This is a genomic window from Pelagibacterium sediminicola, assembly GCF_003390885.1.
In the GTDB taxonomy this organism is placed as follows: Bacteria; Pseudomonadota; Alphaproteobacteria; order Rhizobiales; family Devosiaceae; genus Pelagibacterium; species Pelagibacterium sediminicola.
The window spans coordinates 174,407-196,410 of sequence record NZ_QMEL01000005.1; the positions used below are offsets into that span (position 1 = coordinate 174,407).

The following is a 22,004-nucleotide window of genomic DNA, read 5'->3' on the forward strand; positions in this document are numbered from 1 at the left end:
AGAGGATGCCAGCCACAAACGCGGAATTCTATGCGGCGGATTCCGCGAAAGGCTGGCGCTTCGCCTGCATCCGTCCGGCGCGCGGCAGGTTGAGAGCTTCGAGCAGACCCCGGTATTCCTGCCGCGCTGCCACATGACTCATGGAAGGCGCACCGCCCAGCATGTCCTCACTGAGAGGATCGAACACCGTCATCCCGAAGGGAAAGAGCGAGCGGAAAATGACGCGCTCGGCAATGCCATCGGCAACCCGGCACCCGAGCCGCGCCGAAATATTATCCAGTCCCGTCTGCACCAGCCGCGCGTTGCGCGAGGCGAGCATCGAAATCCTGTTGCGCACCAGCACCCAGTCGATCGAACGCCCGTCGATATTGAGCCTCTCGCTGCGCGCGCGCTGCACCAGCCGGCTGTAATGGCTCAATTCCCGCACATTGCCCGTTTCGGGATCGACCCGGGCGATGACGTCGAGATCGATGAGGCTGTCGTTGAGCGGGGTGATGAGGGTATCGGCCATGGAATGGGCCAGCCGCGTCAAATGCGTATCGAACCCCGGCGTATCGATAATGACGAAATCGGCATAACCATCGATCTCCCCGATCGCCTGCCGGAACATCTCGAACGCCATCCGGTCGTTGACGGTTCGGGAATCGTCGCGTGGCTGGGGCAGATGAAAATGCGCCGGCTGGGGAACCCGTATTCCTTGCTTCCCGGCCCAGGCCCGCCGGTTGGAAACATAGGTCGTGAGCGTCTGCTGGCGGCTGTCGGTATCGATGGTTGCGACGCGAAAACCTTCGTAGGCTAGGAAAATAGCGAGGTGCAGCGCCGTGGTCGACTTGCCCGAACCTCCCTTTTCATTGCCCAGCACGATCACATGTGCATTGGCACGCTGCTGCATACCGCTCTCCACGCTCGTCCCCCCGACACAATCGCGAATCTGCCGGTCTGCCCATGCAGCATGTGTGCATTGCCGCACCGGCACAAGGACGCAATTTTTCTGACCGAAAATGCTAGCTGCAAACTGATTAAGAATTTAGAAATGAAAAACGGCGGCCCGCAAGGCCGCCGCCATACAGCCCCCGGTCATGATGGATCAAATCCAGTACGGCGGAATGCCGTAATGATTGTAGACGTCCATGCTCGCCTGCCGATCTTCCCAGTTGTAATCGTCCTCCGACCGGAAGCGCGGCGCGTCTTCCAGTTCAGCCTTTGAAAGATCGGTGCGGTAGCCTCCGATGCTTTCGTCGTAGACGAGCTTCGACCACGGCACGGGATAATGATCGTCCCCGATGCCGAGAAAGCCGCCAAAGCTCATGACCGCATAGGCGACCTTGCCGCTGGGCTTGTCGATCATCACGCGCTCGATGGTGCCGATATGCTCGTTGGCGTGATTGTAGACGTTGGTGCCCTCGACCTTGTCGGAGCCGATGAGGTTGCCCGACTCGCGTTTGTCGAGGTCGCGGGCGCGCAACCCGTTGTCCGTCCTCGGTTCCATGATCATTCCTCCATGCTTCACGTTGAGACATGGAAAAACGGGGTGCAGCCTGCGAAGTTCCCCAGATCGCCAACTAAGGCGGGAATCATCGAATAGGCCTAGATAAGCCCCAATTCGGCCAGTTCTTCCGCCATGCCGTCGGGCAGGCCTTCGCCGCCGCCCGCATCCAGATCGGGCGGAGCGTCCTTGGCTTCGAGGTAGCGCCACCCCTGAAAGGGGCGCCGGGGATAGGGCATGGTGCGGATGAGTTCGGGATCGAGCAGGATGTTGCAGGCCGGACGCCCCTCGGGGTCGGTGGTCGCCTCAAATCCCACGATGCGCTGCCGGCACCGGATCGTGCCCGCCATGACCCAGTAGAGCGACCCCTGCCCCGCGATCTCGTCGCCGCGCCGGGGCGTCATGCGCGTGCGGTGGGCGACGAGCCCGTCCGGACGCCCAAACCCTTTCGCCTTGCGCTCGGCCCGCCAACTGGCCAGTTCCTCGACCGAGGACACGCCGACGCAGAGCTTGATGATATGCATTTCAGTTTCCGAAAAAAGAAGGGGGGGTGCGCCGCTATTGGGTGCACCCCCCGCCTAAACCAGTGTCTCCCATGGCGGGGCCTTTGGTCAGGCCCCCGCTACGATGGAAACAACGAAACCGAGCGAGACCAGACAAACGAAGGTCCAGCTAACGGCCCGCCAGCGTGCGGCCCAGGATTGGCTGCGCATGCGCGCTCCTTGCGCTGTTTAAACGACAAGGGATTATTAACCAGATGAAACGCTGCGGGCAAGACATGGAATTGCCATAATGCGTTCCGACGCCGCCATAAGCATTTTCCCAAAGGAAATCATAAGCCCGGGCTTAGCCCGCACCCCGCAATGCTTGTGGAAAACAGGAGGCTGATATGGAAGCATCATCTGCTGTTTCCCACCGGGCGGGTCGCTGGGACGCGGTTTTATGGACCATTCTTGGTCCACTGGCCTGCACCCTCATCGCGATGGGCGTCAATCACCGGCTTTTCATGGGGCTCGATCCCCTCGCCTATGAGGCGGGGCTGCAAAGCGCGGTGATCCTGCCGCTTTGCGTGGGCACGCCGATCTTCCTGTTCTTCTCGCTCAAGATGCGTGACCTCGCCATCGCCAACCATCGGCTCCGCATCATGGCGGCGACCGACGGGCTCACCGCCTGCCTCAACCGCAGCGCCTTTTCCGCACAGGTCGATGCCCGCGCCGCGATGAGCGGCACCACGATGGGTGCCGGCGCGCTGTTGATCCTCGATGCCGACAGGTTCAAGCTCATCAACGACCGCTTCGGTCATCAGGCAGGCGACAGGGCGCTGGAACTGATCGCGGAAACATTGCGCGCAACCGTGCGCGCCGGCGATATCGTGGGACGGCTGGGCGGCGAGGAGTTCGGAGTGCTCCTGCCCAATATCGACCGGGTATCGGCTGGCCGGGTCGCCGAAAGACTCCGTACGGCCGTGGCGGGGATCACCTTCGTCGCCGATGGCCGCAGCTACCCGCTCTCGGTGAGCATCGGGGGCGTGGTGTTCGACGAAGAGGCGAGCTTCGAGCTGCTGTTCCAGCAGGCCGACGACCGGCTCTATCACGCCAAGCAGACCGGGCGGAACAAGGTTGCCATGACGAGCTACATCGCCGCGGTGGCCGGTTGATACCCGGTTGGGGAAGCAAGGGAGGGCGGGGCGGCCTCTGGCACTTCATTACCGCCTGTTGTATCGAAAAGCATGCCTTCGCTCCCCCCCGATTTCTTCGATAACGACGTTGCAAACGTCGCCCGCGCACTCATCGGCAAGCAGTTGCTGGTGGGTGGTGTGGGCGGGATTATCGTTGAAACCGAAGCCTATGGCCGCGACGATCCGGCCTCGCACAGTTTTCGCGGCCCCACCGCGCGCAATGCCGCGATGTTCGGCCCGCCGGGCACGGCCTATATCTACCGGTCATACGGCATCCACTGGTGCTTCAACATGGTGTGCAGGCCGGGAACCGCCGTGCTGATCCGGGCGCTCGAACCCACCGATGGTCTTGCGGCGATGGCCGCGCGGCGCGGGCTCGAAAACCCGTTGCGCCTCTGCGCCGGGCCGGGCTGTCTGACGCAGGCGCTGGGCATCGATCTCGGCCACGACGGGCGCGATCTTCTGGCGCCGCCTTTTATCCTCGAGGATGGCCCTGCCCTTGCGGTCACCACCGGCCCGCGCATCGGCATTTCGCGGGCGGTCGAAATGCCCTGGCGGTTCGGCGCGGCGGGGAACCGGTTTCTCTCAAAACCGATGAAATGAAAAAGGCGCCCCGCAAGGCGCCTTCTTTCCGAAGCGACAGACCTTTATGCCTGCAGCACCACGACCCGCGCGCCGGAGGGCACGCGCTCGTAAAGATCGACTACGTCATGGTTGATCATGCGGATGCAACCGCTCGACATCGCAAGGCCGATCGATTCCGGCTGGTTGGTGCCGTGGATGCGGAACATCGTGTCGTTGCCGTTGCGATAAAGATAAAGCGCACGGGCACCAAGCGGATTGTTCGGCCCCCCGGGCACGCCTGAAGCGTAAGGCCGCATGATCTCGGGATCGCGCCTCAGCATGTTCGCGGTGGGCGTCCAGGTGGGCCATTTCGCCTTGCGCCCCACATAGGCATTGCCGCGCAACGCCAGCCCGGCGCGCCCGACCCCCACCCCGTAGCGCACGGCCCGGCCCTCGCCGAGCACGTAATAGAGATACTTGTTGGGCGTATCGACGACGACGGTGCCCTTGGCGTAATTCTTGTCGTAGGCGACTTCCTGCCGCCGCAAATGCGGCTTGAGCGCCGCCGTGTTCATCGACGGAAGCGGAAACCGCTCATCGGGGACGGCAGCGTATGCATTGAAATAGGAATTACGAGAAGAAGAGCAGGCTGCCAGAAACAACGGCAACCCGATCATAAAACCGCGACGCGATAAACTCATCGGACAATGCCCAAACCCAGAATCAACAATGAGAGCGAACATTAACCATAACGGTTAATGTTTCATGCACCATAACCGGATGGAAAACCACGGAAGGGACCGTTCGGTCGTCACAAATATGTGAAAGGGCCGGGCTGCCTGCGGGCCGGCACCAAAGGCCGGTCCGGAAAAATGGTGCGGTCGAGAAGACTCGAACTTCCACGGGAGTTACCCCACAGCGACCTCAACGCTGCGCGTCTACCAATTCCGCCACGACCGCACTGTCCGGGGAATGCCTGCCCTTGAAGGGGCGGAGCGAGGCTGCATGTAGCAAATGGTTTCCCGTCCCTCAAGTGCCTAAATGGCGCTTTGGGCATAAAGTTCTGATCAGCTCAGACGGGCTTGATGACCTTTTCGGTCACCACCACATTGAGCTGGCCGTCATCGACGGAAATCTCGCCCTTTGCGATGAGCGTATTGTTGGCATAGATACGCATGGGATCGTCCTCGAAGGCATCGAGTTCGATCACCGCGCCGCGCCCCAGCCGCAACAGGTGGTGCACCGGCAGGATCGTGGCGCCCAGTTCGACGGAAATATCGACTTCGATGGTTTCAAGCGTATTCATATCGATCCGTCATAAAAAACATGCACGCCAAAGGATTCGCTTGCCCGAGCGCGTCAGGATAGAGCATTGAACCGGCATGGTTAGCGAAGCGTTAATTTCCCCTCCCCTCACAGCGTGCGAGAACTCGAAAAAGCTGCTGCGCGCCGATGACAGGCCCGCCGGCTGGGTCATCGCCGATGGCTACGTTCCCTATCCCCTGGCGCTGGAAACCATGCGCGCCCGCGCCGCCGCCATCGCAGCCGGGGACGCGGGCGAGGCGGTGTGGCTTCTTGAGCACCCCCCGCTCTATACCGCCGGAACTTCGGCCAAAGCCTCCGATCTTTTGACGCCCGACCGGTTTCCCGTATTCGATGCCGGGCGCGGCGGGCAATATACCTATCATGGGCCGGGCCAGCGCGTTGCCTATGTGATGCTCGACCTCAGGCAGCGCGGACGCGACGTGCGCTGCCTCGTTGAAGGGCTGGAAAACTGGGTCATCGACACGCTGGCGGCCTTCAACGTCAGGGGCGAAAAGCGCGAGGGGCGGGTCGGCGTCTGGGTGAAGCGCCCCGAGCGCGGGCCGTTCGCCGAGGACAAGATCGCCGCCATCGGCGTGCGGGTCTCCAAATGGGTGAGCTTTCACGGCATATCGTTCAACGTCAGCCCCGATCTTGGCCATTATTCCGGCATCATACCGTGCGGCATCACCGATCAGGGCGTCACGAGCCTCGAGGACCTGGGGCACATCGTCTCGATGGAAGAGGTCGATTCGGTGATGAAATCGGCCTTCGAGCGGCATTTTGGCCCCGTCGAGGTTGCGCAAGGGCTTTAACCCACCCAGATTAGGGCTTGAAACGATTCTCATTTTCATCCGGCGCGGGACGAAACGAAATGCGGTTTGACGACATCAGGAAGCTGGCAACGGGCAATATCCTTTTCGACCTTCGCAGGATCATCTCGCCCCGCCTCGTGACCATCGCCTATCTTCTGGGGCTTGCGGCCATCGCGCTGTGGGCGGTCAACCACTTCTTTTTCTCCTTCCGCTTCGGGTTCGGAAACGGGCTGTGGGGACTGCTGGAAATCGCCGTTTTCGGGCTGCTCGCGCTCATCATCCTGCGCATCGTCTGCGAGGGGGTGATCGTCTATTTCAAGGCCCATGAAAGCGAAGCCGCCCAGATCGAGGTCATAGCGCCGTTACGTCCCGGCACGACGCTGATCGACGACGTGCGCGACGCCATCGAGGAACTGGCCGATCGGGAACCCGAACTCGATGAACCCGAAACGCCCCCCGCCGCCGCAGCGGTGGTGCCGGACCCCGCGCCGGAAGCCGTAGCGCCCGCACCGCCCAAAAAGCGGGGACGCCCGGCCAAACCGAAGGCGGAATAACGAGCCTATCGCCGTTGGCGCAGCCCGAACCACGCGAACAGAACAATCATGACCGCACGCAGCGCCACATTGGCCCAGACTACAAGCCGTGCTTTGCGTTCAATGCTGCCCCGCACCGGCAAAGATTGACCTTTGCCAGCTTTTCGCTATGACACGCGCTTTAATGAAAGGTTGGATTGCCGCCAAATGAGCGCGCCGACGCAAAACGCCCCCAAAATCGGTCTCGTGAGCCTTGGCTGCCCCAAGGCGCTCGTCGATTCCGAACGCATCCTCACCACCCTGCGCGCGCAGGGCTACACCTTCTCGCCCTCCTACGAGGGCGCGGACGTGGTGATTGTCAACACCTGCGGCTTTCTCGACAGCGCCAAGGCCGAAAGCCTCGATGCCATCGGCGAGGCGATCAACGAGAACGGCAAGGTCATCGTCACAGGCTGTCTGGGGGGCGAGGAAGAGCTGATCCGCAAGACCCATCCGGGCGTCCTCGCCGTTTCCGGCGCGCATCAATACGAGGCCGTGGTAAGCGCGGTGCACGAACACGTGCCGCCCATCCCCAACGCCTTTACCGATCTGGTGCCCGAGCAGGGATTGCGGCTGACCCCGCGCCATTACGCGTATCTCAAGATTTCCGAGGGCTGTAACAACCGCTGCACCTTCTGCATCATCCCATCCATCCGGGGCGACCTCGTCTCGCGGCCAATCGCGCAAGTGCTCTATGAGGCCGAACGGCTGGTGAAGGCCGGCGTGAAAGAGATCATGGTGATCTCGCAGGACACCTCGGCCTATGGCGTGGACATCAAGTACAAGACTTCCCCCTATCGCGGGCGGCAGGTCGAGGCGCGGTTCCAGACGCTGGCCGAGGAACTGGGGCAGTTGGGGGCATGGGTGCGCATGCACTATGTCTACCCCTACCCCCACGTCGACAACGTCATTCCGCTAATGGCCGACGGGGTGATCCTGCCCTATCTCGATATCCCCTTCCAGCACGCCTCCCCCCAGGTGCTCAAATCCATGCGGCGCCCGGCCAATCAGGAAAAGACCGCCGACCGCATCCGCCGCTGGCGCGAAACCTGCCCGGACCTTGCCATCCGCTCGACCTTCATCGTCGGCTTCCCCGGCGAGACGGAAGAAGATTTCCAGATGCTGCTCGACTGGGTGGCGGAAACGAAAATCGACCGCGCGGGCGCTTTCCCCTATGAACCGGTGACCGGCGCACGCGCCAACGATCTGGGCCTTGCCGAAATCCCCGACGAGGTGAAGCAGGAGCGCTATGGCCGGCTGATGGAAGCGCTGCAAAAAGTGTCCGCCGAGCGGCTGGCCGGCAAGGTGGGCCGCACCATCGACGTGCTGGTCGATGATGTGGAGCCCGACGAACGCCGCGTCATCGCCCGCAGCCAGTGGGACGCGCCCGAGATCGACGGCAATGTGATCGTAGAGGACGCGGACGGCATCAAGCCCGGCGACATGATTTCCGTCACCGTCACCGATAGCGACGAATACGACCTTTACGCCGTGCCCGCGGAACCGGTCCAGTGACGCACCTCGCCTATGAGGTGCCGATGGGCGATACCATTCTCCGGCTTGGCCGCGATCCGGTGATGATGGGGATACTGAACGTCACCCCCGACAGCTTTTCAGATGGCGGAGATTTTTCGGCCATCGCCGGTGCCACCGCGCAGGCCCGGCAAATGGCGGCCGACGGCGCACACATCATCGATATTGGCGGCGAAAGCACCCGGCCCGGTTCGGGCGAAGTCGGCGTACAGGATGAACTCGACCGGGTTATGCCCGTGCTCGATGCGCTGGCCGAGGCGGATTTTCCGGTGCCTGTTTCCATCGATACCTACAAGGCACTGGTGGCCGATCAGGCCGTGCAGGCGGGCGCAAGGATCATCAACGACGTGTGGGGCCTCCAGCGCGATCCGGAGATCGCCGCCGTCGCCGCTCACCACGGCGTGCCGGTCATCGCGATGCACTGGGACACGGCGCGCGATCCGGACAAGGACATCATCGACGAGATGAAGCGCTGGCTTTCGCGCTCGGCCGAGATCGCACTCGATGCCGGGGTCGGCCACGAAAAGATCATTCTCGATCCCGGTTTCGGTTTCGGCAAGACTTTCAGCGAAAACTATATCCTTTTGAATCGACTCGAAGAATTGCATGCGCTGGGCTTCCCCCTCCTCATCGGCACTTCGCGAAAATCGATGATCGGCAAGCTGCTCGACGTGCCTCCCAAGGACCGCGAGGCCGGTACGGTGGCCACCAGCCTGCTCGCTTATCTCAAGGGCGGTCATATATTTCGTGTACACAACGTTCGCATGAACCATGACGGCTTGCGCGTTGCCCACGCCACGCTCTATGGTGCACCCACCGGGAGGGACTGAGATGAGCGATTTCCAGGACAGAGACCGTATCTTTTTGGAAGGACTGGCCTTTTACGGCTACCATGGTGTGATGCTTGAGGAAAACAAGCTCGGCCAGCGCTTCCGCATCGATCTCGAACTGGGGATCGACATGACCGACGCATCCAGAACGGATGATGTTGCCTCGACGATTCACTACGGAAATGTATACAACATGGTGAAGGAAGCCTTCGAGGAAAAGCGCTTCAAGCTCATCGAGGCGCTAGGCTATCACATCATCGTCCGCCTGCTCGGCGAGTTCGATCGCCTCGACTGGGTCCGCATCCGCGTGCGCAAGCCCGAAGCCCCGCTCCCCATCGTCGCCGGGGAAGCCGCCATCGAAATGCTCAGGACACGGGACCAGATCTGATGGCCCGCGCCGTCCTCGCGCTCGGCGCCAATATCGGCGATGCCGCGAGCCAAATCGAGGCGGCGATCAAGGCCATCGGGGAGAACCCGCAGATCACCCTGCTCAAGCGCTCGACGATCATCGTCACCCCGCCCTGGGGTGTCGTTGATCAGGATGAATTCCACAACGGCGCGGTTCTGGTCGAGACCGATCTTTCACCGCTCGAATTGCTCGATTTCTGCCTTGCGACAGAAACGGTGCTGGGCCGCGTGCGAACCCTCAAATGGGGACCGCGCATCATCGACATCGACGTGATCGCCTATGACCGTCTGGAGATGGAAACCGAACGGCTCACCCTGCCCCACCCTTACGCCCATGAGCGCGATTTCGTGCTAGTGCCGGTGCGCGAGATCGCGCCCGATGTGGCGGAATGGCTGGTGAGAAGGTCGCGCTGAGTCGCCACTCACGCCGTTCGCTGCTCCGGCGCAAGCCGGAGTCCATGGGTCCCGGCTTTCGCCGGGACAGCGGAGGCGGGAAAATGTGGCTTCAGTTCAAAAAAGAACCCTACCCCGCCAGCCACCGCATGACATTGACCGCCGCGTCGAACTCGATCCGCCGCCTTTTGCGGCGCGCGGCGGCCTCGAAATCCTCACCCCAGAGAGAAATCTGGTAATCCTCATCGACATGAGCTGCCTTCCATGCGGCCTCAGGGTCGACCAACCCTTCTCGCAGCGCGATCGACAGCAGGCCTGAGCCCGTAATACCAGTCATGGAAACCATCGCGGTTACGGGCATGAAGCCGAGGGCCGAGAGCGAAGCCTTGAGCCTTTCCAGCGTCTCGCCCGGCTGCTCCTGATGGAGAATACCCACCGTGGGGCGGAAGCTGACCGCGAATTTCCGGGCCAGCCTCACGAGCACATCGTCCCATGCCTGCTCCTGCAACGCCACCAGTTCGCGCGGCGTGTCGGCGCGATAAAGCAGCAGATCGTTGGCGGCGTATTTGACGACTTCATCGACCAGCGCCTGCCGCGCGTCCTCGCCGCCCTCGATGGCGGAATTGACCAGCCGGACATGCGGCATCAGGTCCGGGTCGACAAATTCGCCCTGCCCGTCCCATTCGGCGCGCATCACATCGGCGAGGTCGGCCGATGCGACCACGACCGGCTTTTTCGTCGGTGTTTTCACTTGCCGCCCGTCGAGCGTCACGGTGTAGCCACCATCTGCCTCGGCCACCACGACGTCCTTATAGAACCGCTTGGGCAAGTCGCGCTGCAGATGCTTTTGCGCACGGCCATAGCCATCGTCGCGGTGGTTGAGGGCGTCTTCCAGAAATTCGCGCATCAGGCAAGCACCTCCTCGATTGCCGCGTCGAGATCGGCATAATCCTCGATAATGATATGGGCGCCAGCCGCTTCGAGCAGCGCGCGCTCGTGATAGCCCCAGGTGACCCCGATGGTTTTTGCGCCCGCCGCAACGCCCAATTCAATGTCGAACGTCGTATCCCCGATCATCACGGCGCGCGACGGGTCGATGCCGGTCTCCGCGCAGGCGCGCAGCATCATGCCCGGATGGGGCTTGGAGGGGTTGTGATCAGGCGTCTGGACGGTGATGAAATGGTCGGTGAGCCCGTGGAGCGCAAGGATGCGGCTCGCCCCGTGCAGCGCCTTGCCCGTGGCGATGCCCAGCAGCGCGGTTTCCATGCCGCGCAGGCGGGCCAGCGCCTCGGCGGCCCCGGCATAAAGCGGCTCGTGCCGCCCCTCGGTTTCGAGCATGGCGCGATAAAGCCGGCGATAGGTCTCCGCCAGCGCCAGCGCGGTATCGGTATCGCAATCGGCAAGCCGCTGCATGGCGATGTCGAGCGTCAGCCCGATCACCATGTTGGACTGCGCACGGGTCGGCGCGACCAGCCCGTGCTCGGTGAAGGTCGCTGCCATATGCTCGGCGATGATCGCGCCGGAATCGATCAGCGTGCCGTCCATGTCGAAAACGATGAGGCGCGGGTCGGCCATCAGGCTTCCTCCTCGGGGTCGGCGGTCTGGGCATCGTAGCGGTTGGCGTCGAACCCGAGCGTATCGAAGGTCTGTTTCATGTGTGGCGGCAGGGGTGCGGTGATATCGAGCCGCTGCCCACTCCTGAGCGGGATGGCGAGGCGCCGGGCGTGAAGGTGCAGCCCCCCCCCCAGTTCGTCAGGCCGCTCCCAGTTCCAGTTGTCGAGATTGAAATAGCGCGGGTCGTCGAGAATGGGCGTGCCCAGTTCCGTCATATGGACGCGAAGCTGATGCGTGCGGCCGGTCACGGGTTTGAGCGTCACCCACGCAAATTGATGCGCCGCGCTGTCGGTGACTGAATAATAGCTCACCGAATGCTGCGCGCCCTCTGCACCGTTCTCGACCACCACCATCTGCTCGCCGTCCTGCGTCGCCTGCCGGGCGAGAAAGCACGATATGCGGCCCTGGCGCGGGCTGGGCACACCCACCACTACCGCCCAATAGATCTTGCGCGCCGCCCGCGAGCGGAACACCGTGCCGAAATGGCTGGCCGCCGCGCGGGTCTTGGCGACCAGCAGGCAGCCAGAAGTGTCCCGGTCGAGCCGGTGCACGAGCCGGGGCGGCTCCCCCTTCTTGTTGGGGAGCGATTTCAGCATCCCGTCGATGTGGCGCCGGGTGCCCGACCCGCCTTGAACGGCAAGCCCGTGCGGCTTGTTGAAGACGTAAACCTCGTCGTCCTCATAGATGATGAGATCGCGCAGGAACTGTGCGTCCTTGTCGTTGATTCGGGGCTTGCCGCTGGGCGCGGGCGCCTCGCCGAGCGGGGGCACCCGCACGATCTGCCCGGCGGCAAGCCGCGCATTGGTTTGAACGCGCCCGCTATCGACGCGCACCTGTCCCGACCGCAACAGCTTTTGCAGCCGCCCGAAGGACAGGTGCGGAAAATGCACCGAAAACCACCGGTCGAGCCGCATCCCGTCTTCATCGCGCGCGACCTCGCGCATCTGAACGCTCATTTCAAAACACTCCACGGGCAATCCACAGCCCACCCATGAGGGCCGCGACCGAACCGACCACCGAAAGCGCGACATAACCCAACGCCATGCCCCACTGCCCCCGCTCGATAAGGATCACGACATCGAGCGAAAAGGCCGAAAAGGTCGTGAACCCGCCAAGCAATCCCACTGCGAGCAGCAACCGGGCCTCATGGCCCCATCCGACCGTAATGCGGGCCAGCACCGCAACGAGCACGCCCATCAGCATCGAGCCGACAACGTTGACGATCAGTGTTGCGACGGGGACCCCCGTGACCGGAACGAGACGCCCCACACCATATCGCGCCATCGACCCCACAGCGCCGCCCAGCCCGACAAGAAGATATGCGTTCATTTTTGCCTCTTGGCCAATCGAAACCCGGCGTCTGCAGCCAGCATCGCCCCCCTCACCCCCGGCCCCTCTCCCACGAAGGGGAGAGGGGGGCTCGTGTAGCTACCCCACGGTTCCCCTTCTCCCCTCGTGGGAGAAGGTGGCCCGGCAAAGCCGGGTCGGATGAGGGGGCCAGCGATGCCAACCAACAGCGCAATTGCCGATCGGTGGAGAAAGCGTGGCCGCGTCAATAACACCTTTGCGCCATCGGCTCCAGCCGCTCAGTTTCCGCTCCGCCTCGCCGCCCTCAGCTTTCCGAAGTAATCGAGACGCTTGATGATCTCGCGCTCGAACCCCCGCTCCACGGGCTTGTAAAAATCCTGCCGCCCGATCTTTTCGGGGAAATATTCCTGCCCCGAAAATCCTTCGGGCGTATCGTGGTCGTAGATATAGCCCTCGCCATAGCCCTGCCCCTTCATGAGCTTTGTGGGCGCGTTGAGGATGGACATGGGCGGGGTGGGTGAGCCGGTCTTTTTGGCCAGCGCCAGCGCCTTGTTATAGGCGTTGTAGAGCGCGTTCGATTTGGGCGCGGTCGCCAGATAAACGACCACCTGCGCCAGCGCCAGTTCGCCCTCGGGCGAGCCGAGCATGTGATAGGCGTCCTTGGCGGCGGTAGCGATGGGCAGCGCCTGCGGATCGGCCATGCCGATGTCCTCGACCGCCATGCGGATCAGCCGCCGCGCCAGATACATCGGGTCCTCGCCCGCATCGATCATGCGCGCGAAATAATAGAGCGCGGCGTCCGGGTCCGACCCTCGCACTGTCTTATGCAGCGCCGAGATAAGGTTGTAGTGCCCGTCCTGCGACTTGTCGTAGATCGGCGCGCGGCGCTGCACCAGCTTGGTCAGCCCCTCATGGTCGAGCATGTCCTTGGGCCCGGTTGCCGCATCAAGTTCCTCGATGAGCCCCAGAAAGGCGCGCCCGTCGCCATCGGCCAGCGAGATCAGCGTTTCCCGCGCGTCCTCATCGAGCGGCAGCGCGCGGCCAATCTCTGCCTCGGCGCGCCTGGCCAGCGCCTCGAGATCCTCGCGCGAAAGGCTCTGGAAGGTCAGCACCTGCGAACGGGAGAGAAGCGCGGCGTTGAGCTCGAAGCTGGGGTTTTCCGTGGTCGCACCGACGAGAACGACCGTGCCGTCTTCCATCACCGGCAAAAAACTGTCCTGCTGGGCGCGGTTGAAGCGATGGATTTCATCGACGAACAGCAGCGTGCGCTGCCCGGCGCGCCGGGCGGTGCGGGCAGTCTCGAAAACCTTCTTGAGATCGGCGACCCCCGAAAAGATCGCCGAAATCTGCTCGAAGCGGTAATCGGTGGCATCGGCCAGAAGCCGCGCGACGGTCGTTTTGCCCGTCCCCGGCGGTCCCCAGAGGATAAGCGAGCCGAGCCGCCCCGACCCGATCATGCGCCGCAGCGTGCCTTCGGGCCCCAGGATATGGCTCTGCCCGATCACCTCATCGAGCGAGCGCGGCCGCAGCCGGTCGGCCAGCGGCCGGTCTTCGCTCGCCTCCTCGGGACGGGCTGCGGGGATGTCATCGGGGAAAAGGTCAGTCATCGGAATGCCCCTCGATCGCACAGGGTTCGGCTAACGCCGAATCCCCCCTCCCAACCTCCCCCACAAGGGGGGAGGTGCTGACCCTGTGCGTAGGGAAGTGCCCAGAAAAAGGAAGCACCCTCCCCTTGATGGGGAGGGCTGGGGAGGGGTGAAGCCGCAAGCCGAGGCAAATCGATTCCATCATGAGACCCTACCCGCTGACATAAGATCGGATGACACTCCCGCCCCGCTGCAAGACGATCTGCCAGCCTCCTGGCCTCTGGCCCGCCACCGATTCAAACGTCTCAATATCACGAATATCGGTGCCGTTGAGGTTGAGGATGACGTCGCCCTGCCGCAGCCCGAGCCGCTGGGCCGGGCTGCCCGGCGCGACCTCGATAATGGCGACGCCGGTCGCCGAGAACGCCAGCCCCAGCTCCTGGGCCAGCGCAGGCGTCAGTTCGGCGGCGGTGGCGCCCGCGAACCGGGTGTCACCGGAAATCACTGCCCGGCGGCCGGCCAGCGGGGGCGCGGGTTCGAGCGTCAGATCGACGGTCATCGCTTCCGCGTTCCGGCGCACGTCCAGCGCGACGGTCGTATCGATCGGCAGGAGGCCGATGCGGTAATAGAGCGCTTCGGGGTCCTGCACGGCAAGGCCGTCAATCCCCACGATCACATCGCCCGACCGCAACCCGGCGCGGGCAGCGGGGCTGTCGGGGGCGATCTCGGTCACCAAGGCGCCGCGCGGCAATTCAAGCCCCAACCCGGCGGCAAGCTCGGCATCGAGCGTCTGGAACGTCGCGCCGAACCACGGACGCACCAGTTCGCCCCCCGAGGCGGCGGTGCTGGCGATGACCCGCGCCATGTTGGAGGGGATGGCGAACCCGATGCCGTTCGAGCCGCCCGAGCGCGTAAAGAGCGCAGAGTTGATGCCGACCAGCCGCCCCTCCATATCGACCAGCGCACCGCCCGAATTGCCCGGATTGATCGCCGCATCGGTCTGGATGAAGAACTGATAGTCGGTGATGCCAACCCCCGTACGCGCCAGTGCCGAAACGATGCCGCTGGTCACCGTCTGCCCCACGCCGAACGGGTTGCCGATGGCGAGCACGAGATCGCCCACCTCCAGCCGGTCCGAATCCGCGAACTCGACGATCGGGAACGTCCGATCGGAATTGCGGACCAAGAGCGCAGCTAGGTCGGTCGCCTCATCGGCCAATACGAGTTCGACCGGATATTCGCGCCCGTCGGTCATCGCAACCCGGATGTCGGTCGCGCCCTCGACCACATGATAGTTGGTGAGGATCAGTCCATCTTCCCCCACGATCACCCCCGAGCCGAGCGATTGCGATTCCTGCGGACGGCTGTCAAAAAAGGGCGAGCGCTCGAAGAACTGCTCAAAGAATGGATCGGAAAAAAGGCTCTGGCGCTGCTGCCGGGTGATGCGCGTCGCGTAGACATTGACGACCGCCGGGGCCACCTCCCGCACGATCGGCGCATAGGACAACCGGATTTCATCCGCGCTTTCCGGCGCGCGCCGCTCGACCTGGGCCAGTGCGGGCGTAATGGAAACGGCGATGACGAGGATCAGCGAAAGGGCGCGAAGCATGGGCAATCTCCAGTCTTTCCGATTGCCGCCAAAGGTGGTGCTTCGCAACGCTGCTGGCAAGTTACGAGTTCGTAAAAGAGCGTCGGATCGATGGCGGCAAAGAATCGTCACACGGCCCGTCTATAGCCCCAAAATGGCCATTGCGAAGGGGGGCAATGCGCCCTATACGTCCGCGCTTTGTTTCACCGCTTGATGAGGGTCCCGTGAATGGACATTTCGCCCGCTCGCACTTACGCGAACACCGCTGAACTGATCGCAACCCAAGAACCGGATTACCCCAGCTTCCTGTTCTCCGAACGGCTGCTGGTCGATGCCATAAAGGCATTCCAGTCCGGCTTCGACGGCCTGCTGACCTACGCGGTGAAGGCGAACCCCTCGCCCCACATCCTTTCCATCATGCACCGCGAGGGCCTCAAGGCCTTCGACGTCGCCTCGAACACCGAAATGGCGCTGATCGAAAAATACGCGCCCGGCGCCGCGATGCACTACAACAACCCGATCAAGTCGCGGCGCGAGATCCAGCGCGCCTACGAGGATCATGGGGTGCGCTCCTTTACCATCGACCACGTCGCCCAACTCGACCAGTTGGCGGCGGTCGTGCCGCCCTCCGAGGATATCGAGGTCACCGTGCGCTTCAAGGCCGGCAAGGCGCTCAAATCGTATGATTTCGGCACCAAGTTCGGGGTGATGGAAGACGGCGCGGTCTCCATGTGCACGCTGACCAAAGCCATGGGCTATTCCACCTCGCTGTGCTTTCACGTCGGCAGCCAGTGCGAGGATGCCTACGCCTATGAGCGCCACATCGCGGCGGCGGGGCGCATCGCCAGAGCTTCGGGGATCGAGCTCAAACGCCTCAATGTCGGCGGCGGCTTCCCCGCGCCCTACATCACCAGCACCGCGCCTCCGCTCGACGTCTATTTCGAGACGATCCGCGCCGCCGTCGCCGATACGTTCGGCTCGAGCCGCCCGCAACTGATCGCCGAGCCGGGCCGTGGGCTGTCGACGGGCAGCACTGCCCTGCTCCTGCGCGTCAAGCACGTGCGCGGCGAGCAGTCGGTCTATGTCAACGATGGGGTCTATGGCTCGTTGATGGAAGCGATGATCCTCGAGTTCATGCCCCCGCTCCGCGTCTGGCGGGGCGACAAGATCGTGACGGGCGAAACCTGGGACTTCAAGATCTTCGGCCCCACCTGCGACAGCTACGACGTGATGCCCCAGACCTTCCTGCTGCCCGAAGCCATCGCCGAGGACGACTATATCGAATTCGGCCTCATGGGCGCCTACACCCAGGCCTCGCTCACCGACTTCAACGGCTTCGACCGCCGCGATCTTTATTGGGTGGATGATATTCTGGTGTAGGTGACGGCTCAACGCACATAGGCGTCACGTCGGGGCCCAGAGCGGGGCTTGCCGCAAGCACGGAGTGGGCTGAGAGATCGCGCTGGATCCCGGGAACAAGTCCCGGAATGACAATTGTATGTTTGCAGGCCCCTCCCCCTTCGATTGCACCCCGGGATTTATTCCCGGGGTCCAGATCGGAGCCTCCACAGCCACGGAACATTCAGCCGCCCAACGAAAAAAGGCCCGGATCGCTCCGGGCCTTTTTCAATGGATACGAAGGAAAGATCACGCCGCTGCGCTCTCGTCCTCGTCGTCGCGGACGAAGTCGGCGGTCGGGCCCGAATCCTGGCCCCGTGCATCGACGTCGCGATCGACGAACTCGATCACGCCGACAGGCGCGTTGTCGCCGTGGCGGTAGCCGGCCTTGAGGACGCGGGTGTAGCCGCCATTGCGGTCCTTGTAGCGCGGGCCGAGCACGTCGAACAGCTTGGCGACCATCGCCTCGTCATTGCCGAGCTGCGCAAGCGCCTGGCGGCGGGCGTGAAGATCGCCACGCTTGCCCAGCGTGATGAGCTTTTCAACGATCGGACGCAGATCCTTTGCCTTGGGCAGCGTCGTGACGATCTGCTCGTGCTTGATCAGGGCCGCGGACATGTTCCTGAACATCGCCTTGCGATGCGAAGAGGTCCGGTTCAGTTTGCGGCCGGCTTTACCGTGGCGCATGGTACTCTCCTAATATCTTTATCTTCAGCCCGCGGCAGATCAGTAGTGATCTTCGTAACGCTTGGCGAGGTCTTCGATGTTTTCGGGCGGCCAGTTGGCGACGTCCATCCCCAGATGGAGCCCCATCTGGGCCAGCACTTCCTTGATCTCGTTGAGCGACTTGCGCCCGAAGTTCGGCGTGCGAAGCATTTCCGCTTCCGTCTTCTGGATGAGATCGCCAATATAGACGATGTTGTCGTTCTTGAGGCAGTTGGCCGAACGGACACTGAGCTCGAGTTCGTCCACCTTCTTGAGCAGCGCCGGGTTGAACGCCAGTTCGGGCGTTGCGTCCTCGGCCTTTTCCTTGGTCGGCTCCTCGAAGTTGATAAACACCGAAAGCTGGTCCTGGACGATACGGGCCGCAAAAGCGAGCGCGTCCTCGGGCGTGATGGCGCCGTTGGTCTCGATCTGCATGGTAAGCTTGTCGAAGTCGAGGTTCTGACCCTCGCGAGTCTTGTCGACCTTGTAGCTCACGCGCTTGACCGGGGAAAACAGCGCATCGACGGCGATATAGCCGATAGGCGCATCCTCGGGCTTGTTGCGGTCGGCCGGGACATAGCCCTTGCCGGTATTCACGGTAAATTCGATATTGATCTCGGCCCCATCGTCGAGGTGACAGATGACGAGCTCGGGATTGAGGATCTCGATGTCGCCGGTCGTGCGGATATCGCCCGCCGTGACCGCACCGGGCCCCTGCTTGTTGAGTGTAAGGCGCTTGGGCCCCTCATCACCCATCTTGACTGCGATTTCCTTGACGTTGAGCACGAGATCGGTAACGTCCTCGCGCACGCCGGGAATCGAGGAGAATTCGTGCAGCACGCCATCGATCTGAATGGCGGTGATTGCCGCGCCCTGCAGCGACGAAAGCAGCACACGGCGCAGCGTGTTGCCCAGGGTCAAGCCATAACCGCGCTCGAGCGGCTCGGCGACCACGGAGGCCACGCGCACAGGATTACTGCCTGGAACGACGTCGAGCTTGGTCGGCTTAATCAGCTCCTGCCAGTTTTTCTGGATCATCACGTCCAACATCCTTTCAAAAATGCGGCCCTGCCCCGGCCGCCTGCCGCAAACGGTAAACGGACCCCGGTTGGCCTTCCCGGAGCCCGGTCACATTAGACGCGACGACGCTTGCGCGGCCGACATCCGTTGTGGGGGATGGATGTAACGTCCCTGATGCTCGTAACGGTAAAGCCGGCGGCCTGAAGTGCACGCAGGGCCGATTCACGCCCCGAACCCGGACCACGCACTTCGACTTCCAAAGTCTTCATGCCGTGTTCCTGTGCCTTCTTGGCTGCATCTTCCGCAGCCATCTGCGCTGCGTAAGGGGTCGACTTGCGCGAACCCTTGAAACCCATCGTACCGGCGGAGGACCAGGAGATCGTATTGCCCTGAACGTCGGTGATGGTAACCATCGTGTTGTTGAAAGAGGCGTTCACATGTGCAACGCCAGCACTGATATTCTTGCGTTCGCGACGGCGAACGCGGGTCGTTTCAGCTTTAGCCATTTACTTCCTCTAGCCGATATCTGACGCCGCCGTGATCCCAGCGGCTACACCTTCGAGAAGGCGAGTAGCGAATAGGGAGTAGCGAATAGAAAGAATATTATTCGCCATTCGCTATTTCACTATTCGCCACCCCTTATTTCTTCTTGCCCGCGATGGGCTTTGCCGGACCCTTGCGGGTGCGGGCATTGGTGTGGGTGCGCTGGCCACGGACCGGAAGGCCACGGCGGTGACGCAGACCGCGATAATTGCCAAGGTCCATGAGACGCTTGATGTTCATTGCCACCGTACGCCGCAGGTCGCCCTCGACCGAATAGTCACGGTCGATGGTTTCACGGATCTGGATGACTTCTGCGTCGGTCAGTTCATTGACCCGGCGCTCCGCCGGAATGGAAACCTTCTCGCAGATTTCAGAGGCCATTTTCGGGCCGATCCCGTGAATGTATTGCAGTGCGATAAGCACGCGCTTATTCGTCGGGATATTGACGCCAGCAATACGAGCCACGCGTGATCTCCTAAACGTTTATATGGGGTTTCCCCCGACTTCTTTCAACAACAAGGGACCGGCATTCGATCCCCTTCACCCTGGAAGGAACCGAATCCAGCCCTCGAGATTTCTGAGACTGGGCGCGGTTCTAAGGACTTGAGCGGCCAAAGTCAACTGGCCCCCTTGCCCAAAATTGCAACTATTGCAAGGCCTGCCGGATCGCGGCAGTAACCTCTTCGATGGGCTGCATTCCATCAACAGATTTGAGCAGTCCGCGTTCCGTGTAATATTTTACGAGCGGCGCGGTCTGTTCTTCATAGACGCCGAGACGCTTGCGCAGCACTTCCTCATTGTCGTCGGCGCGCGCACCGCCCGATTCCCTGGCCCGGTTGATGATCCGTTCCACCAGAATATCGGCGCCCGCCTTGATCTCGATCACCGCATCGAGATGCAGTCCCTTGCGGTCCAGCATGTGGGTGAGCGCATCGGCCTGCGCGATGGTGCGCGGGAAGCCGTCGAGAATGAACCCGTTCGCGCAATCCGGCTCGTCCATGCGGTCCGAGATAATGCCCGATACGATCGCGTCCGAAACCAGATCGCCCCGATCCACGATCGCCTTTGCCTCAAGCCCCATGGGGGTCTTGGCCGCAATGGCGGCGCGCAACATGTCACCGGTCGAAAGCTGGGGAATACCGTAAGTCTGGACGAGAATCTGCGCCTGTGTCCCCTTCCCCGCCCCCGGCGGGCCCAACAGTATCAACCTCATCTGCGGCGTCCTCCCAAACGTGACTTCTTGACCATGCCCTCATACTGCTGGGCAATCAGATGGCTTTGGATCTGGCTGACCGTATCGAGCGTCACCGTGACCATGATGAGCAGAGATGTACCGCCCAGGAACGCCGAAATGTTGAGCTGGCTCAGGAACACTTCCGGGATCAACGCGACAACGGTCAGATAAACCGCACCGACCACCGTGATACGTGTCAGCACGAAGTCTATGTGCTGAGCGGTGCGCTCGCCGGGACGGATACCCGGGATGAAGCCCCCCGAACGCTTGAGATTGTCGGCAGTCTCGGTCGGGTTGAACACGATGGAGGTGTAAAAGAAGGAAAAGAAAATGATCATCGCCGCAAACAGCGCCAGATAAAGCGGCTGGCCACGACCAAGAACGGCGGAAATCACCTGCAGCCACTGCGGGGCGTCGCCCTGCGCGGTGAAGGTTGCAATGGTCGCCGGCAGCAGGAGCAGCGAGGACGCGAAGATCACTGGGATAACGCCCGAAGTGTTGAGCTTGAGCGGCAGGTGCGAGGTATCGCCCTGATACATCTTGTTGCCGACCTGGCGCTTCGGATACTGGATCAGCAGGCGTCGCTGGGCGCGCTCGAAAAAGACGATCACGGCAATGACGAGCACCGCGACGACCAGAATGCCGACCACGGCGATCGTGGGCAGCGCGCCGGTGCGGCTCAATTCGAGCGTCTGGGCGATGGTGCCCGGCAGGGAGGCGACGATACCGGCGAAAATAATCAGCGAAATGCCGTTACCGATGCCGCGCGCGGTCATCTGCTCGCCGATCCACATCAGGAACATGGTGCCGCCAACCAGCGTGATGACGGTCGAGATGCGGAAGAACCAGCCCGGATCTGCGACGACCCCCTCGCTGGCCTCGAGCCCGATGGCGATGCCGTATGCCTGGATGGCGCAGAACACGACGGTCAGGTAGCGCGTGTACTGGTTCATCTTGCGCCGCCCGCTCTCGCCCTCTTTCTTGAGCGCTTCGAGGCGCGGTGAGGCGGACGACATTACCTGGATGACGATGGAGGCGGTGATGTAGGGAATGAGGTTGAGCGCAAAGATCGCCAGACGCTCGACGGCGCCGCCCGCGAACATGTTGAACAGACCGAAAATCCCGCCCTGTGCCTGCCGGAAGGTCGAGGCGAACGCATCGGGGTCGATGCCGGGGATCGGGATATAGGTGCCGAGGCGATAGACGAGCAGCGCGCCGAGCGTGAACAGGATGCGCTTTTGCAGGTCCTTGGCCTTGGAGAAGGTCGAGAAGCTCAGGTTACGGGCCAGTTGCTCGGCTGCAGACGCCATGACGGCTCCCTCAAGATGCTTTCAAAGCGCTTCGAGCAAAACCACTTTTGCGGTCCGGAAGCGCGACATATAAACTCAGAGCAAGCGAACGGGCCGCAACCGGCCCGAACGAGAAAG

26 protein-coding genes and 1 tRNA gene are annotated in these 22,004 nt (G+C 62.5%); 9 read left to right on the plus strand and 18 right to left on the minus strand.

What is annotated here, in order from left to right:
* Nucleotides 1-28: 28 nt before the first annotated feature.
* The 3 genes from DQG18_RS10330 to DQG18_RS10340 form a co-directional block, all read right to left on the minus strand.
* Nucleotides 29-892 (minus strand): division plane positioning ATPase MipZ, encoded by an 864-nt coding sequence (locus DQG18_RS10330; protein ID WP_116654178.1) that lies wholly within the window; start codon nucleotides 890-892, stop codon nucleotides 29-31.
* Between the two features lie 195 nt (nucleotides 893-1,087).
* On the minus strand, nucleotides 1,088-1,489 hold the full coding sequence (locus tag DQG18_RS10335) for a PRC-barrel domain-containing protein (RefSeq protein WP_116654257.1): 402 nt from the start codon (nucleotides 1,487-1,489) through the stop codon (nucleotides 1,088-1,090).
* Between the two features lie 98 nt (nucleotides 1,490-1,587).
* On the minus strand, nucleotides 1,588-2,010 hold the full coding sequence (locus tag DQG18_RS10340) for a DUF1489 family protein (protein WP_116654179.1): 423 nt from the start codon (nucleotides 2,008-2,010) through the stop codon (nucleotides 1,588-1,590).
* A gap of 365 nt (nucleotides 2,011-2,375) precedes the next feature.
* Here DQG18_RS10340 and DQG18_RS10345 point away from each other — a divergent pair, with 365 nt between their 5' ends.
* Together DQG18_RS10345 and DQG18_RS10350 are read left to right on the plus strand one after the other, a co-directional pair.
* Entirely contained in the window at nucleotides 2,376-3,143 is a 768-nt protein-coding gene (locus DQG18_RS10345) for a GGDEF domain-containing protein (RefSeq protein WP_116654180.1), read from the plus strand.
* Nucleotides 3,144-3,215: 72 nt separating this feature from the next.
* Complete coding sequence (locus tag DQG18_RS10350) at nucleotides 3,216-3,767, plus strand: DNA-3-methyladenine glycosylase (RefSeq protein WP_116654181.1); 552 nt, start codon at nucleotides 3,216-3,218, stop codon at nucleotides 3,765-3,767.
* 44 nt (nucleotides 3,768-3,811) lie between these two features.
* Here DQG18_RS10350 and DQG18_RS10355 read toward each other — a convergent pair whose 3' ends face one another.
* The 3 genes from DQG18_RS10355 to DQG18_RS10365 form a co-directional block, all read right to left on the minus strand.
* Nucleotides 3,812-4,429, minus strand: coding sequence for a L,D-transpeptidase (locus tag DQG18_RS10355; protein WP_116654182.1), 618 nt, complete (start codon nucleotides 4,427-4,429; stop codon nucleotides 3,812-3,814).
* Nucleotides 4,430-4,601: 172 nt separating this feature from the next.
* Nucleotides 4,602-4,688, minus strand: a tRNA-Leu gene (locus DQG18_RS10360).
* Between the two features lie 112 nt (nucleotides 4,689-4,800).
* Nucleotides 4,801-5,034, minus strand: coding sequence for a FliM/FliN family flagellar motor switch protein (locus DQG18_RS10365; protein WP_116654183.1), 234 nt, complete (start codon nucleotides 5,032-5,034; stop codon nucleotides 4,801-4,803).
* A gap of 76 nt (nucleotides 5,035-5,110) precedes the next feature.
* On the opposite strand from DQG18_RS10365, the gene lipB reads away from it, so the two are divergent.
* The 6 genes from lipB (at nucleotide 5,111) to folK (ending at nucleotide 9,602) form a co-directional block, all read left to right on the plus strand.
* Nucleotides 5,111-5,845, plus strand: a complete 735-nt coding sequence (gene lipB, locus DQG18_RS10370; RefSeq protein WP_116654184.1) for a lipoyl(octanoyl) transferase LipB — start codon at nucleotides 5,111-5,113, stop codon at nucleotides 5,843-5,845.
* 59 nt (nucleotides 5,846-5,904) lie between these two features.
* Nucleotides 5,905-6,399, plus strand: a complete 495-nt coding sequence (locus tag DQG18_RS10375) for a DUF4282 domain-containing protein (RefSeq protein ID WP_116654185.1) — start codon at nucleotides 5,905-5,907, stop codon at nucleotides 6,397-6,399.
* Between the two features lie 186 nt (nucleotides 6,400-6,585).
* Nucleotides 6,586-7,932 carry a 30S ribosomal protein S12 methylthiotransferase RimO gene (gene rimO / locus DQG18_RS10380; RefSeq protein WP_116654186.1) on the plus strand — a complete coding sequence of 449 codons (1,347 nt, stop codon included), beginning with the start codon at nucleotides 6,586-6,588 and terminating at the stop codon, nucleotides 7,930-7,932.
* The gene (gene folP / locus DQG18_RS10385) at nucleotides 7,929-8,780 is read left to right on the plus strand and encodes a dihydropteroate synthase (protein ID WP_116654187.1); all 852 of its coding nucleotides are present in this window, start codon (nucleotides 7,929-7,931) and stop codon (nucleotides 8,778-8,780) included. The genes rimO and folP overlap by 4 nt, the downstream gene beginning before the upstream one ends.
* Before the next feature lies 1 nt (nucleotide 8,781).
* Nucleotides 8,782-9,168 carry a dihydroneopterin aldolase gene (gene folB, locus DQG18_RS10390; RefSeq protein ID WP_116654188.1) on the plus strand — a complete coding sequence of 129 codons (387 nt, stop codon included), beginning with the start codon at nucleotides 8,782-8,784 and terminating at the stop codon, nucleotides 9,166-9,168.
* Entirely contained in the window at nucleotides 9,168-9,602 is a 435-nt protein-coding gene (gene folK, locus DQG18_RS10395) for a 2-amino-4-hydroxy-6-hydroxymethyldihydropteridine diphosphokinase (protein WP_116654189.1), read from the plus strand. Before folB ends, folK begins: the two co-directional genes overlap by 1 nt.
* Nucleotides 9,603-9,711: 109 nt before the next feature.
* Here the strand turns inward: folK and DQG18_RS10400 are convergent, their stop codons facing one another.
* The 6 genes from DQG18_RS10400 to DQG18_RS10425 all read right to left on the minus strand — a co-directional run bounded on the left by DQG18_RS10400 (nucleotide 9,712) and on the right by DQG18_RS10425 (nucleotide 15,698).
* On the minus strand, nucleotides 9,712-10,488 hold the full coding sequence (locus DQG18_RS10400; RefSeq protein WP_116654190.1) for an ATP12 family chaperone protein: 777 nt from the start codon (nucleotides 10,486-10,488) through the stop codon (nucleotides 9,712-9,714).
* Nucleotides 10,488-11,156: an HAD-IA family hydrolase gene (locus DQG18_RS10405; protein WP_198669730.1), complete on the minus strand. Its 669-nt coding sequence runs from the start codon at nucleotides 11,154-11,156 to the stop codon at nucleotides 10,488-10,490. The genes DQG18_RS10400 and DQG18_RS10405 overlap by 1 nt, the downstream gene beginning before the upstream one ends.
* A complete protein-coding gene (locus tag DQG18_RS10410; protein WP_116654192.1) occupies nucleotides 11,156-12,151 on the minus strand; it encodes an RluA family pseudouridine synthase in 996 nt (331 codons plus the stop codon). The genes DQG18_RS10405 and DQG18_RS10410 overlap by 1 nt, the downstream gene beginning before the upstream one ends.
* Before the next feature lies 1 nt (nucleotide 12,152).
* The gene (crcB, locus tag DQG18_RS10415) at nucleotides 12,153-12,524 is read right to left on the minus strand and encodes a fluoride efflux transporter CrcB (RefSeq protein WP_116654193.1); all 372 of its coding nucleotides are present in this window, start codon (nucleotides 12,522-12,524) and stop codon (nucleotides 12,153-12,155) included.
* 257 nt (nucleotides 12,525-12,781) lie between these two features.
* Nucleotides 12,782-14,110, minus strand: a complete 1,329-nt coding sequence (locus tag DQG18_RS10420) for a replication-associated recombination protein A (RefSeq protein WP_116654194.1) — start codon at nucleotides 14,108-14,110, stop codon at nucleotides 12,782-12,784.
* 190 nt (nucleotides 14,111-14,300) lie between these two features.
* Nucleotides 14,301-15,698 (minus strand): DegQ family serine endoprotease, encoded by a 1,398-nt coding sequence (locus tag DQG18_RS10425; RefSeq protein ID WP_116654195.1) that lies wholly within the window; start codon nucleotides 15,696-15,698, stop codon nucleotides 14,301-14,303.
* Nucleotides 15,699-15,905: 207 nt separating this feature from the next.
* Between DQG18_RS10425 and DQG18_RS10430 the strand changes: the two genes are divergently transcribed.
* Nucleotides 15,906-17,057 carry a type III PLP-dependent enzyme domain-containing protein gene (locus DQG18_RS10430; RefSeq protein ID WP_116654196.1) on the plus strand — a complete coding sequence of 384 codons (1,152 nt, stop codon included), beginning with the start codon at nucleotides 15,906-15,908 and terminating at the stop codon, nucleotides 17,055-17,057.
* A 267-nt stretch (nucleotides 17,058-17,324) separates the two neighbouring features.
* Here DQG18_RS10430 and rplQ read toward each other — a convergent pair whose 3' ends face one another.
* From rplQ to secY, 6 genes are all read right to left on the minus strand, one after another.
* Nucleotides 17,325-17,762 carry a 50S ribosomal protein L17 gene (rplQ, locus tag DQG18_RS10435; protein WP_116654197.1) on the minus strand — a complete coding sequence of 146 codons (438 nt, stop codon included), beginning with the start codon at nucleotides 17,760-17,762 and terminating at the stop codon, nucleotides 17,325-17,327.
* A gap of 39 nt (nucleotides 17,763-17,801) precedes the next feature.
* Nucleotides 17,802-18,830 (minus strand): DNA-directed RNA polymerase subunit alpha, encoded by a 1,029-nt coding sequence (locus DQG18_RS10440; protein WP_198669731.1) that lies wholly within the window; start codon nucleotides 18,828-18,830, stop codon nucleotides 17,802-17,804.
* A gap of 83 nt (nucleotides 18,831-18,913) precedes the next feature.
* Nucleotides 18,914-19,306: a 30S ribosomal protein S11 gene (gene rpsK / locus DQG18_RS10445; protein ID WP_014130813.1), complete on the minus strand. Its 393-nt coding sequence runs from the start codon at nucleotides 19,304-19,306 to the stop codon at nucleotides 18,914-18,916.
* A gap of 133 nt (nucleotides 19,307-19,439) precedes the next feature.
* Complete coding sequence (rpsM, locus tag DQG18_RS10450) at nucleotides 19,440-19,808, minus strand: 30S ribosomal protein S13 (RefSeq protein WP_116654198.1); 369 nt, start codon at nucleotides 19,806-19,808, stop codon at nucleotides 19,440-19,442.
* A 181-nt stretch (nucleotides 19,809-19,989) separates the two neighbouring features.
* Complete coding sequence (locus tag DQG18_RS10455) at nucleotides 19,990-20,556, minus strand: adenylate kinase (protein WP_116654199.1); 567 nt, start codon at nucleotides 20,554-20,556, stop codon at nucleotides 19,990-19,992.
* On the minus strand, nucleotides 20,553-21,887 hold the full coding sequence (secY, locus tag DQG18_RS10460) for a preprotein translocase subunit SecY (RefSeq protein WP_116654200.1): 1,335 nt from the start codon (nucleotides 21,885-21,887) through the stop codon (nucleotides 20,553-20,555). Before secY ends, DQG18_RS10455 begins: the two co-directional genes overlap by 4 nt.
* Nucleotides 21,888-22,004 lie beyond the last annotated feature (117 nt).